Here is a 12,543-nt window from a genome sequence, read left to right as displayed (position 1 = left end):
TTACGGTGACAACACATGCCTGACCTGCCGACGCTGACCACCAGCACCAATGCACCGCTTTCGTTTGGCGAAAAGCGGGCAGCCGCCATTTATGACCTGGGCCACAGCACCGTGTTCGCCGCCCGCACCGACCCGCGCTTTTCCTATTGCACGTATGCCCCGCCGCTTTCCGGGAATGAGAAATACGCCAAAGAGCTGGTCGTCGTCGTGCATGGCACCGGCCGCGCGTTCACCGAATACCGCGATGCCTTTGCAGAGTTTGCAAAATGGAACGACTGCATCGTCCTGTGCCCGCTGTTTCCCGCCGGACCACAGGGCGATGGCAATCGCGATGGCTTCAAACACCTCCAGGAAGCCGCCATTCGCTATGACCAGATCCTGCTGGACATGGTCGATGAGGTGGCCGAAAAGTTCGGCTGTGATTTTTCGAAATTCGCCCTGTTCGGCTATTCGGGCGGCGGCCAATTTGTGAACCGCTTCAGCCTGCTGCATCCAGAACGCCTGTGGGCCGTGTCCATTGGCGCGCCAGGATCTGTAACCCTGCTTGACTTCAACCAGGACTGGTGGGTCGGGGTTCGGGATTTTGAAAAGAAATTCGGCAAACCGCTCAACCTCGATGCCTTGAAAGCCTTGCCCGTTCACATGGTCGTCGGCAAGGCCGATCTGGAGACTTGGGAAATCACGCACCGTGAGGGCGGAAAATTCTATATGGCCGGGGCCAACGACGCCGGGCGCACCCGCCCGGAGCGGCTCGAAAGCCTGCGCAAGTCGTTCGTAGCCTCAGGTGTCGATGCAACGCTGGACCTCGTCGACAACGTTCCCCACAACGGACTCGCCTGCGTTGACAAGGTACAGGATTTTTTTGCCGCTGCACTTCGCGCGCTGCGTGATGAAACAGTCCCCCAGTTCGCGGATCAGCGCGCTAACCCGTCGTGTTGAGCTCTGCCTTGAAAAACCTGAGGATCTGAACCATGTTCCGTTTTGCGCTGGCCCGTCTCGCCATGACCATACCGACGCTTCTGATCGTGGCAGTGGCCGTTTTCGTATTGATCCGGTTAATCCCGGGTGATCCCGCACAGCTTTTACTGGGCGATCTCGCGGATCCGGTGCGTTTGGCCGAGTTGCGTGCGCGTCTGGGCCTGGACCAAAGCTGGCCGGTGCAATTCGGCATCTGGGGCAGCCACGCACTGCAGGGCGACTTGGGCCTCTCCATCACCACCAGCGAAAAGGTGATGCACCTGGTATGGAGCCGCTTTCTCGTCAGCGCACAAATTGTGCTGGTGGCGGTTCTTCTGGCAACCATGGTCGCGGTGCCAGCCGGGATGATCGCGGCATGGAAGCAAAACCGTCTTCCAGACTTGATGCTGGTAGGAACTGCAACCTTGCTGGTGTCCATTCCGACTTTCTGGCTGGGCCTGCTTCTGCTGCTTTTTTTCGGTCTGAAGCTGGAGTGGCTGCCCGTGGTGGGCTATGTTTCTGTCGTCAGCGACTGGAAAGCCGGGCTGCTCTACCTGGTGATGCCCATCCTCACCCTCTTCCTCCACGAAATCGGCGTCCTGATACGGATGGCCAGGGCCAGCACACTGGAAGTTCTGCGGCTGGACTACATCACCCATGCACGCGCAAAAGGGCTTTCCGAACGCGCGGTGTTGCTGCACCACACCTTCAGAAATTCGTTTGGCCCGACATGGACACTGATCGGCTTGGTGCTTGGCCACCTGCTCGGAGGCGTGGCCGTGGTGGAAACCGTCTTTACCATTCCGGGACTTGGCCGCCTGCTGGTGGACGCCATTTTTGCCCGCGACTATCCCGTCATTCAGGGCTGTCTTCTGTTCGTCGCAGTGATTTACGTCATCACCAACCTGCTGATTGACCTGTGTTATCCCATCTTCGATCCAAGGGTGCTGGCCGAATGAAAAAATTTTTAACGCCACAAGCCCTGATCGGCCTGTTGATCGTGGGCCTGATTCTGGGTGCCGCCGTTGTGGGCGTCTTCTGGACGCCGCATGCGCCGCTACAGATTAATTTTTCTGCGCGCTTCAAGCCGCCAGGCTCGCTGTATTTACTGGGGACCGATGAATTCGGGCGTGATGAACTCTCGCGCCTGATGGCTGGCGCGTCCAACAGCATGTGGATCAGCTTTCTGACCGTTCTGTTCGCCGTTGCCGCCGGCACCACCATCGGCGTCGTGACCGGCTTTATCCGCGGGTGGACTGACCGCATCATCATGGCGTTCATCAATGCACTTCTGGCCTTTCCCAGCCTGCTGCTGGCACTCGCACTACTTGTCGTATTCGGTGCCAACAAATACGGCATCATCCTGGCGCTCGGCCTGGCGTACACACCCTCAGTGACCCGGATTGTGCGCGGAACGGTCTTGTCCCTGCGCGAAAAGGAATTTATTGAATCGTCGCGGGTGCTGGGCAACTCGGAGCTCTACACCATGTTTCGCCACGTGCTGCCGAACTGCGTGGCGCCGCTCACCGTGCTGGCCACCTCCATGTTTGGCTGGGTCATCCTGGCAGAAAGCGCCCTGTCTTTCCTGGGCCTGGGCGTGCCGCCGCCTGCGCCTACGTGGGGCAACATGCTGGCCTCTGCCCGCCCCTACATGACGCAAGCCACCTATCTCTCGATTTTCCCCGGGCTTTGCATCGCACTGACCTTGCTGGGCATCAACTTTCTGGGAGACGCCGTGCGCGATCTGCTGGATCCACGCATGAAGGGTCTGGAATGAATAAGCTGGTCGATGTCTCCAACCTGACGCTGGCCGTCGGGGCGGGTGGCAGGGAAATTGTGCGTGACGTATCGTTCGCCGTCCTGCCTGGTGAATTCGTGGGCATTGTGGGTGAATCTGGCAGCGGGAAAACCCAGGCCGCGAAAGCCATCATGGGCCTCACGCCCTTGCCGCTCGTTCGCACCGCAGGCCGCATCGAGTTCGAAGGTGAAGACCTGACCGTAGCGAGCGAGGCACGCTTGAGGGACTTGCGCGGCGCACGCATTGGCATGGTTTTCCAGGAGCCCATGACGTCGCTGAATCCGTCCATGACGATTGGGCGGCAACTTGACGAAGGCCTCGCCTTGCACCGGCGCCAGCTGACACCAGCCATGCGCCGCGAACTCACCCTGGATATGCTGGCGCGCGTGGGCATACTCGACCCCAAAGCGGCTCTGGTGGCCTGGCCCCACGAGTTTTCGGGCGGCATGCGGCAACGCATGATGCTCGCGTCGGTCATGCTGCTGGAGCCCGCCCTGCTGATTGCCGACGAGCCCACCACCGCGCTGGATGCTGTCATACAGCGGGACGTGCTTGAACTCATGGTGGGGTTGACGCGGGAGCGCAATACCGCAGTGCTTCTCATCAGTCATGACCTGCCCATGGTGGCGCGCTATACCGAACGCGTGATCGTCATGAAGCAGGGCGAGGTTGTGGAGTCCGGCGATACCGCGCGCCTGCTCGCGGCCCCTGGTCAGCCGTATACGCGCAAGCTGCTGGAAGCCATCCCGCGCAGGCAGGCTGCGCGGACCATAGAGGCAGCGCCACCGGTCATCGAAGTGCGCAATCTGGTTTTTGACTATGCCGGGCACAGGCGGCTCTTCTCAAGAACGGCCGCAAAACGCGTCCTGCACGGCATCGATCTGGTCATCCGCCCACGCGAAGTCGTTGCGGTCGTGGGTGGATCGGGTTCGGGCAAAACGACGCTAGGACGCGCCATTGCCGGGCTCATTCAGCCCACGCTGGGCGAAATCCAGTTTCGCGGGCACGCCATCAAACGCCATGATGCGCGGTGGCATGACTACCGGCTCAACTGTCAGATGGTGTTCCAGGATCCCTATTCGTCGCTGAATCCACGAATGACTATTGGCCAACTCGTGGGCGAAGGTTTGCGACAAGTACATGACATGTCGACCGCTGACAAGCGTGCGCGCGTTACGAAAATGCTGCAAGAGGTCGGCCTCGACGGCAAGTACTCAGACCGTTACGCACATGAGCTGTCAGGTGGCCAGCGGCAGCGCGTGGCCATCGCCCGGGCGTTGATTCGCCACCCGTCTTTTGTCATTGCCGACGAACCGGTTTCAGCCCTGGACGTCACGGTGCGTGCCCAGGTGCTGGAGCTGTTTGCAGAGCTGCAGGATCGTCACGGTTTTTCCTGCCTGTTCATCAGCCATGACCTGGGCGTGGTGGAACAGGTGGCCGATCGCGTGATCGTGATGCAGGCCGGAAAGATCATTGAACAAGGCAGCCGCGACAAGGTTTTTGATGAACCCAAGCATGCCTACACACGCAAGCTGCTGTCCGCCATCCCGGCCTTGACGTCCACCCCCCATGGGGGCATGCAACTGAAGTGGCGTTTTGATGAAGCTGATGCACCGAATTTCCCCGCTTGACCCATTAATTTCTGATTTTTAAGGAGCTACTGCTATGCGATTGAAGTTTTTTAGCACCTACGCGGCAGTGCCCGCTTTGCTGGCCCTTGGCTGCGTAGCGCACGCACAAACGGCACAGATGGTGGTGGCACAGCCGGCCGACATCCGTTCGACCAACCCCGGTGTGAACCGTGACAACACCACCGACGGTGTCATCCTCAACATCGTTGAAGGCCTGGTCGGCTACCACGACAATGGCACGGTCGGCCCTTTGCTGGCGCGCTCGGTCACCACCAGCGCCGACGGCCTGACCTATACCTTCAAGCTACGTCCGAACGTGAAATTTCACAACGGTGATCCGCTCACCTCGGCCGATGTGTTGTGGAGCTGGAAGCGCTATACCGACCCTAAAACCGACTGGCGTTGTCTGAGCGAGTTCGATGGTCGTTCCGGCGTGAAAGTCGTCTCGGCCACGGCGCCGGATGCACAGACCTTCGTCATGCAGATTGACCGTCCTTCAGCCGTTTTTCTGGAAAATCTGGCACGCACCGATTGCGCCATGACCGCCATTTTGAGCAAAAAATCCGTCAAGGAAGATGGCAGCTGGGACAAACCGATCGGCACCGGCCCTTTCAAGTTTGAAGAGTGGAAACGTGGCGAATACCTCACGATGACCGCGTTCGCCGACTATATTTCGCCACCTGGTACAAAGTTTGATGCTTACCTTGGCATTAAAAAACCACTGGTGGGACAGGTCAAGTTCCTGGTCGTACCGGACATGTCCACCGCCAAGGCGGGCCTGCAATCTGGCGCGATCGATGCGGGTCAAATTACATCTTCGGACGTTCAGGAACTGAAGGCCAACAAAAACCTCAACGTCATTGCCGCCATCGATGCCGGCAAAAACACCCTGCTGCTTCAAACCAACGACCCGGTCCTGAAAGACGAGAGAATCCGGCAGGCCATTGCGCTGTCACTCAACATGAAGCAGATTGTGGAAGCCTCGTCCGAGGGCCTGGCGCGTGTCAACAATTCAGCAGTGCCGGATACCTCTTCGTTTTACAGCCAGATCCAGAAAAACGGCTATCGTTACGATCCCGCCAGAGCAAAACAGTTGCTTCGCGAAGCCGGCTATAAAGGCCAGCCCATTGTGATTCAAGCCAACAAGCGCGCCCATGTGCCGAGCTTTTCTGTCGCCGTGCTGAGTCAGGCCATGATGCAGGCCGTTGGCATCAATGCACAGATCGAAGTGCTGGAATGGGCCACACAACTGGACCGCTACAACAGCGGGAACTACCAGATCAGCTCGTTCACCTATTCGTCCCGCCTGGACCCGGCCCTGAGCTACGAACAGTTTTCCGGCAGGAAAGAAAAGCAACCCCGCAAAGTATGGGACGACCCGGCTGCACAAAAGCTGATTGACCAAAGCTTCGCCGAAGCGGACCCGAAAAAGCGCCAGGTTTTATTCGACCAGCTACACACCATGATGATTGCCAAGACGCCCCTCATCGTGCTTTACAACGTGACCGACTCCTGGGCCGTGCGTAAACGGGTGACCGGATTTTCAGTCTGGGAAGGCAAACCCCTGCTCTGGAACACCCAGCTCGGCAAATAGCATTTTCGGCATTGATTGATGGGCACCGGCAGGCACAGCCGGTGCGCCGCTCGCCCAAGCCGGCAATTCGGGTGAGTTGCCGCGCCTCCCTCTTTTGAACAGCCTTGCACATGACCAACGTACAACAATTTCCTTTTGTATCGGTTTCCGGTACAGCGCACGAGCGCGGCCTGCAATATGGGCAGCAAGCCGCCGACAGGGTGCGCGGCAGCACACGCCTTTATGGGCAAACGCTCATAAATCTCGGCTACAGCGACCAGGAACGTAACAGCCTCATCGGTTACTTCGCGAAGGAGATCGAGAATTTTGCACCCCACTACCTGGATGAAATGCGCGGCATCGCCAAGGGAGCGGGGGTCGATTTTCAGGACATCGTGATGATCAACGCCCGCACCGAAGTGCTGGCGAAGGCACGTGCCGAAAAGGTCAAGCAAGCCGATCAGGAGCCCGGCGACGGGTGTACAGGCGCACTGATACTGCCGGAGCGTTCCGCCAACGGCAATTTGCTTCACGGGCAGAACTGGGACTGGCGCGCCGAATGCGCAGACACCTCCGTCGTGCTTCGGGTCCGTAACGATCATGGACCGGATTTTCTGACGTTTGTGGAAGCAGGTGGCCTCGCCCGCAGCGGATTCAACAGCGCCGGCGTGTCCATCACAGCCAACTACCTGGAGTCAGAGCGCGACTTCAGGCAGTTGGGCGTACCGCTGTCACTGATTCGCCGCAAAGTGCTGGAGCAGGACATTTTTTCGCTCGCGATCAAAGCGGTAGCCACAACACCCAAGTCCTGCTCCAACAACATCATGCTCGGCATAGCACAAGGTTTTGGCATCGACTTTGAATGCACCACCAATGAATCTTTCCCGATCTACCCCGGTGCAGACCATCTGATTGTGCATGCCAACCACTGGGTAAGCCCGGTTGCATTGAGTAAACTGCAAGACATGGGTTGCGAAAATTCGCCGGACAGCCACTATCGTGACTGGCGTGTGCGCAAACTTCTGAACACCAAGGAAAAGCTGGAGCGCCAGGACCTCAAGAATGCTTTTTTTGATACGTTTGGAACCCCCTACTCCGTATGCCGCCCACCTCGACCGGGCAGCCACGACAACCTCTCGGCCACTGTGGCCATGGTGATCATGGAGCCGGCAGTGGGTGAAATGGAAGTGGCCCCGCTGCCTGCACTGAACCGCGTTTTCACGCGTTACAGCCTCACCGAGGAGCCGAGGCTTTCTACGCCTTTTTAGAGTGCCGGATATGGCGGGCCCTGAAGGCGCAGCCGGCGGGTTACCCATTGGCACGCAGCCCGGGCCCAGGTTTTTCGCCCGAGCTCAGCGAGCAGCCCTCTTTAAAACGTTCCGGAGAAGGCCCCGCCATTGGCCCGCGCGTTCTGCTCCGTCATATACGCTGCCTGCGCGCTGCACAAAAACGCGCAGATCACACCAAACTCTTCTGGCGTTCCGAAGCGCCAGGCCGCAATGGTCTTGCGGCGCGCGCCCATCACCGCGTCCAGCGCAACAGCAGATCAGCGTCGCACTGCTCCACGCCCGTCCCGAACCGCTGCCCCTCCCGATTCAGGGTCGCCAGCAGCCAGGCCGTTTCGTCGTCGCTCGCCCGCTGGATCTGAAAACGCTCAACGCGTATGGGCACCATGGTCAGGCCCGCGAGGCGACGCGCCTGCGCATCGAAGCTCGCAAAGTACATCAGCCCCAGGCCCGGGCGGTAGCTGTCGTAACCGCCAATGCCTTCGTAGTCGTTCAGCAGGTCGCCGCAGCCATACAGGATCAGGCGTTCGCGGTAGACCTCGATGCCCTTCGCATGGTGGGAGGAATGGCCGAAGACGATGTCCACGGCGCCGGAATCAATCAGATGCCTGGCAAAGCTGCGCTGCTCGGCGGGCACCTGAAACCCCCAGTTGCCACCCCAATGCATGGACACGACCACGACGTCACCCTCACCCTCTTGCCGGGCTGCAGCCGCTCTGGCGGCCAGCGCCTGCGCCGCCTGTGCCGAGAAATCTGGCACGCGCGAGACACCCGCGCGCGCTGCCGTGGCCTCCCAGGAAGCGGGGACGCCGCTGCTGTCACTGGCCATGGCCAACACGAGGACCCGCCCTTTGCCGGGCACCTCGATGCAGGCCGGCGCCTCAGCCTCGGCCTGGTTGAGTCCCGCGCCGGTGGTACGCAGCCCGGCACGATGGAGTGTGGCCAGGGTGTCGCTCAGGCCGTCGTAGCCCCAATCCAGGACGTGGTTGTTGGCCAGTGCGCAGCAGTCCAGCCCGGCAGCCGTCAGACAGGGCACATTGGCGGGATGCATGCGGTAGTGAATGCCCTTGCCCGGCCAGGGCTGCCCTCGCGCCGTGACGGCGGTCTCCAGGTTGACGATGCGCGCGTGCGGCTGCAGGCGGTCCAGCTCGGCCAGGGCATCGCCCCAGACATAGTCCCAGCCCACCGGCCTAGGGATGGGGCCGTTTTGGCCTTCCGCCAGCTCGACGTAATCGCGCGCGGACTTGACGAACGATTCGAACAGTTGCGGGTGGACTGGATGAGGCAGGATTTGGTCGATGCCGCGGCCGCACATGACATCACCCGCCAGGAACAGAGTGATTGCTGATGTGTCCATCCACCCATGGTCCGCCGACGCGCGGCGCGCGTCAACTGCCGCCAGTACGTTTGTCAGTACGTTCCCGGATAGGCCCCGCCATCCGTCAGGATGTTCTGCCCCGTGATGTAGCCGGCCTGCTGGCTGCACAGAAAGGCGCAGGCGGCGCCGAACTCTTCGGGCGTGCCCAGGCGCTGGGCCGGGACATGCTTCTTGCGGGCTTCGATGATCGCATCGACGCTCTGGCCGGTTTTCGTGGCCGTGCCCTGGGCCATGCCGCGGATGCGGTCGGTGTCGAACACGCCGGGCAGCAGGTTGTTGATGGTCACGTTGGCCGACGCCAGCTTGACCGTGCGCGCCACGCCCGCCACAAAGCCGGTGAGGCCGCTGCGCGCGCCGTTGGACAAGCCCAGCACATCGATAGGCGCTTTCACCGAGCTGGAGGTGATATTGACGATGCGGCCGAAGCCGCGGGCCGCCATGCCATCGACCGTGGCCTTGATCAACTCGATGGGGGTCAGCATGTTGGCGTCCACCGCCTTGATCCAGGCGTCGCGGTCCCAGTCGCGGAAGTCGCCCGGTGGCGGGCCGCCGGCGTTGGTCACCACGATGTCGAAGTCCTTGCGCACGGCAAAGACTGCAGCGCGGCCTTCGGCGGTGGTGATGTCTGCAGCGACAAATTGCACACCAGCCGTCGTCGGACGGGCGCTGTCAGCTATTAATTTGCTAGCAGCTGCCTCCAGCACCTCGGCACCGCGCGCGACGATCAGAACATTCACGCCTTCGCGCACCAGCGCCTGCGCGCAACCAAACCCCAAACCCTTGCTGGCGCCGCACACCAGCGCCCATTTGCCTGCAATACCCAAATCCATAATAATTCCTCGATTACGCCAATACCAATACACCCAGAGGGCCTGCGAACCATGATACCCAGTAAATTGAATGTTCAGCGCCTGGTGGGTGCGTGCATGCTGCTGATCGGCATCAGTGCGACACAGGTGCAAGCGCAGGCCCAAAATGAATCCGTGCTGCTCAAGCGGGCCGCTGAATTGCGCGAGGCGCCGGGCGAGGCCTCGCGCAGTCTGGCAGCGCTGGCGGTTCAGACACCGGTGACACGGCTCGGCGGCCGCCAGGGCGCCTGGATTCAGGTGCGCACTGCCGAGGGTGCCACGGGCTGGCTGCACATGTTTGACGTGGCCTCTGCCGGCAACGCGGCGCCAAGCGGCAGTGCAGGCACCGGCGCCCTGCGCAGCATTACCAGCTTTTTCAACCGGAGCAGCACGCCGGTGGCTTCCAATGTCACGTCCACCGCGGGCATACGCGGCCTGGGCGCCGAGGACCTGGCCAACGCCCAGCCCAACCCGGCGGCCGTGGCGCAAACCGACACGATTCGCGTCAGTGCCGGCGAAGCCCGCCAGTTTGCAGGCAGCGCGGCCTTGAGCAGCCGCACCGTGGCCCCGCTGCCTGAACCCGCCCCACCGCCCGCGCAGGCGCCTGGCCATGACAACCTGCACAGCAAATAACCAGGAGCCGACCATGAACGCCCAACGCCTTTCAGGCTTCAAGCCGAACGTCCCGCGAACCCTGGGCCTGCTGACTGTGCTGGCCTGCCTGGCAGCCGCACCCGCACAAGGCCAGGACGCCGCCAAGGCGCTCAACCTGTTCCAGTCCCTGCTGCGGCCGGGGCAGCCCGCGGCGCCTGCGCAACCGGCCTCGCCCGCCGGTGCAGTGGGCAACCTGCTGAGCGGCCTGGCGCCGGGCGGTGCGGCCCAGCCGGCCCGCGCCGGGGATTTGATCCAGCTGCTGTCGCAGTCGCTGGACCAGATCGACGAGCCCCGTGAAATCGAGATCGGCCGCCAGCTGGCGGCCGTTTTGCTGGGCAGCAAACCGCTGTACCCGGACATGGCCATGCAGCGCTACATCAACCAGCTCGGTCGCTGGATCAGCCTGCAATCCTCACGTCCCGACCTGCCCTGGACGTTTGCCATACTGGACGACCCCGGCTTCAACGCATTTGCAGCCCCCGGGGGTTATGTGTTTGTGACCAAGGGGCTGGTTGACCGGGTGGCCGACGAATCGGAGCTGGCCGGCATTTTGGCGCATGAGATCGGCCACGTCACCGCCAAGCACCACCTCCAGGCCATTGCCAAAACCGCACGCACCGGGCTGCTCACACAGGCCATCAGCTCGCAGTTCAAAAACGACCTGGGCGGCATGGTGTCGGCGCAATTGCTGGCCCTGGGCCGCGACATTTATTCGCGCGGCCTGGACCAGAGCGATGAGTTCGATGCGGACCGCAGCGGCGTCACACTGGCCGCCAGTGCCGGCTTCGATCCCTATGGCCTGGTGTCGGTGCTGCAGCAGCTGCGTACGGCCACCCCCGACAACCCCCTGTTCGCCCTGTCCCTGAGCACCCACCCGCCGGCACAGCAGCGGCTCAACCTGCTGGAACAGGCGATGGGCAACCGGCTGGACGCTTATGCCGGCCAGCCGACCGTGACCGTGGCGCAGCGCCTGAGCACCGCCAACCGCCGGCCCACGGCACAGGCGCCCGCCTCCGCACGGCCACCCGCCAAAAAGAACTAGAAAAGCCTGCCGAAGGCGGCGTGGGGTTCCCACACCAGCCAGGGCCGCGGAACCGGCTTTGCCGGGCCGCAGGCGCAGCGGCCCCCTCGGGGGGCAGCGCATTACACGAAGTGAAAAGCGTGGGGGCTATCTAGTACGGGTAAATACAAAGATTCCGGCAATCACCAGCACGGTGCCCGCGGCGACCCAAGCCGTGAACGGCTCACCCAAAATCAGCACCCCCATCAGGATGGTCGACATGGGGCCCACCATGCCGGTCTGCGCCGCCAGGCTTGCGCCTATGCGCTCTATCGCCATCATCACCATCAGCACGGGCACGGCCGTGCACAGGGTGGCGTTGAGAAGGGACAGCCAGATCACTTCGGGTGCCACCGCAGCGGCGCTCATGGGCCTGAGCAGCACAAACTGCAGCAGGCAGCACAGGCAGGCCACCGTGGTCGCCAGCCCCACCAGCCGCAGGGAACCCAGGCGCTTGACCATTTCGCCGCTGTAGACCAGGTAAATCGCATAGCTGACCGCACTGAGGAACACCAGCAGCGCGCCCCAGGCCGCCCCGGCGCGTTGGCTATCGCCTTGCAGCGTGATCTCGTGGCCAAACACCAGCACCACACCGCAATAGCTGATGGCCATGCCGATGATTTGCGGCGCCATGACGCGCCGCTGGTACATCACCAGGCCCAGCAGCATGACCAGTGTGGGGTTGAGGTACAAAATCAGCCGCTCCAGCGAGGCGCTGATGTAGGCCAGCCCGGCAAAGTCCAGAAAGCTGGCCAGGTAGTAGCCGGTGAAGCCGAGCCAGAGCACGCCCAGCCAGTCTTTGCGCGTGAGGGGCGCCTTGCCCCCACCATCTTGACGATAAGTTGCCCACCAGGCCATCACGGCAAAAATCGGCAGCGCAAACAGCATGCGGTACATGATCAGCGTGACGGCATCGACGCCGTAGCGGTAAGCCAGCTTGACGATGATCGCCTTGCCGCTGAAGGCAATCGCCCCGCACGTGGCGAGCAACAGGCCGGGCGCTATGCTTTTGGTAGCTGCTTGCGCCCGTTCTTCCTGGGCTACGAGCTTATTTGACTCTGAAATAGGGTTCAAGATATGGCTTAGAAACCCACGGCCTGCCCGTCGCGCCGCGGATCGCTCGCCACCACATAGCCTTCCACCTTCGGGTCACCCGCGCGCCAGATGAACTGGCCGGCGCCAAAGTCCTGGTAAGAGTCGTTGATGACTTCGACGCGGTGGCCGCGCTCGGCCAGGCCGCGCACCGTGGTCTGGTTCATCGCGGCTTCAACGTTGATCTCCAGGCCGGCGTTGTAGCGCCAGCGCGGCGCGTCGCAGGCCACCTGCGGACTCTGGCGGTAGTCCAGCATGCGCACCAG

General features: G+C 61.9%; 12 protein-coding genes and 1 pseudogene. 8 read left to right on the top strand and 5 right to left on the bottom strand.

Translation table 11 applies throughout. The features are described 5' to 3' along the window. Positions 1-15 precede the first annotated feature (15 nt). From V6M61_RS06750 to V6M61_RS06725, 6 genes are all read left to right on the top strand, one after another. Positions 16-939 (top strand): alpha/beta hydrolase family protein, encoded by a 924-nt coding sequence (locus tag V6M61_RS06750; RefSeq protein WP_332775800.1) that lies wholly within the window; start codon positions 16-18, stop codon positions 937-939. A gap of 32 nt (positions 940-971) precedes the next feature. Next, entirely contained in the window at positions 972-1,916 is a 945-nt protein-coding gene (locus V6M61_RS06745) for an ABC transporter permease (RefSeq protein ID WP_332775799.1), read from the top strand. Next, positions 1,913-2,734 (top strand): ABC transporter permease, encoded by an 822-nt coding sequence (locus tag V6M61_RS06740; protein WP_332775798.1) that lies wholly within the window; start codon positions 1,913-1,915, stop codon positions 2,732-2,734. Before V6M61_RS06745 ends, V6M61_RS06740 begins: the two co-directional genes overlap by 4 nt. Then, positions 2,731-4,386 carry an ABC transporter ATP-binding protein gene (locus tag V6M61_RS06735; protein ID WP_332775797.1) on the top strand — a complete coding sequence of 552 codons (1,656 nt, stop codon included), beginning with the start codon at positions 2,731-2,733 and terminating at the stop codon, positions 4,384-4,386. Before V6M61_RS06740 ends, V6M61_RS06735 begins: the two co-directional genes overlap by 4 nt. Positions 4,387-4,420: 34 nt before the next feature. Then, positions 4,421-5,980 carry an ABC transporter substrate-binding protein gene (locus V6M61_RS06730; protein ID WP_332775796.1) on the top strand — a complete coding sequence of 520 codons (1,560 nt, stop codon included), beginning with the start codon at positions 4,421-4,423 and terminating at the stop codon, positions 5,978-5,980. Between the two features lie 110 nt (positions 5,981-6,090). Continuing rightward, positions 6,091-7,227, top strand: coding sequence for a C45 family peptidase (locus V6M61_RS06725; protein WP_332775795.1), 1,137 nt, complete (start codon positions 6,091-6,093; stop codon positions 7,225-7,227). Between the two features lie 101 nt (positions 7,228-7,328). Here the strand turns inward: V6M61_RS06725 and V6M61_RS06720 are convergent. The 3 genes and pseudogenes from V6M61_RS06720 to V6M61_RS06710 all read right to left on the bottom strand — a co-directional run. Continuing rightward, positions 7,329-7,490 (bottom strand): annotated as a pseudogene (locus V6M61_RS06720) (SDR family oxidoreductase); the annotation flags it as partial. Then, positions 7,481-8,602: a CapA family protein gene (locus tag V6M61_RS06715; RefSeq protein WP_332775794.1), complete on the bottom strand. Its 1,122-nt coding sequence runs from the start codon at positions 8,600-8,602 to the stop codon at positions 7,481-7,483. The gene V6M61_RS06715 and the pseudogene V6M61_RS06720, both read right to left, overlap by 10 nt. A gap of 53 nt (positions 8,603-8,655) precedes the next feature. Continuing rightward, the gene (locus V6M61_RS06710; RefSeq protein ID WP_332775793.1) at positions 8,656-9,453 is read right to left on the bottom strand and encodes an SDR family oxidoreductase; all 798 of its coding nucleotides are present in this window, start codon (positions 9,451-9,453) and stop codon (positions 8,656-8,658) included. A 51-nt stretch (positions 9,454-9,504) separates the two neighbouring features. On the opposite strand from V6M61_RS06710, the gene V6M61_RS06705 reads away from it, so the two are divergent. Both V6M61_RS06705 and V6M61_RS06700 read left to right on the top strand, forming a co-directional pair. Further along, on the top strand, positions 9,505-10,104 hold the full coding sequence (locus tag V6M61_RS06705; protein WP_332775792.1) for an SH3 domain-containing protein: 600 nt from the start codon (positions 9,505-9,507) through the stop codon (positions 10,102-10,104). Between the two features lie 13 nt (positions 10,105-10,117). After that, complete coding sequence (locus V6M61_RS06700; protein WP_332775791.1) at positions 10,118-11,167, top strand: M48 family metalloprotease; 1,050 nt, start codon at positions 10,118-10,120, stop codon at positions 11,165-11,167. Between the two features lie 126 nt (positions 11,168-11,293). Here the strand turns inward: V6M61_RS06700 and V6M61_RS06695 are convergent, their stop codons facing one another. Both V6M61_RS06695 and V6M61_RS06690 read right to left on the bottom strand, forming a co-directional pair. Continuing rightward, positions 11,294-12,250, bottom strand: a complete 957-nt coding sequence (locus tag V6M61_RS06695) for a DMT family transporter (RefSeq protein WP_332775835.1) — start codon at positions 12,248-12,250, stop codon at positions 11,294-11,296. A gap of 17 nt (positions 12,251-12,267) precedes the next feature. After that, positions 12,268-12,543: gamma-glutamyltransferase (locus V6M61_RS06690; protein WP_332775790.1), on the bottom strand; the 276-nt coding region annotated here is incomplete at its 5' end.

It is taken from the genome of Polaromonas sp. (assembly GCF_036676035.1).
Taxonomy (GTDB): Bacteria; Pseudomonadota; Gammaproteobacteria; order Burkholderiales; family Burkholderiaceae_C; genus Polaromonas.
The sequence above is the reverse complement of the archived record's forward strand: the minus strand, read 5'-3'. Positions and strand labels throughout refer to the sequence as shown.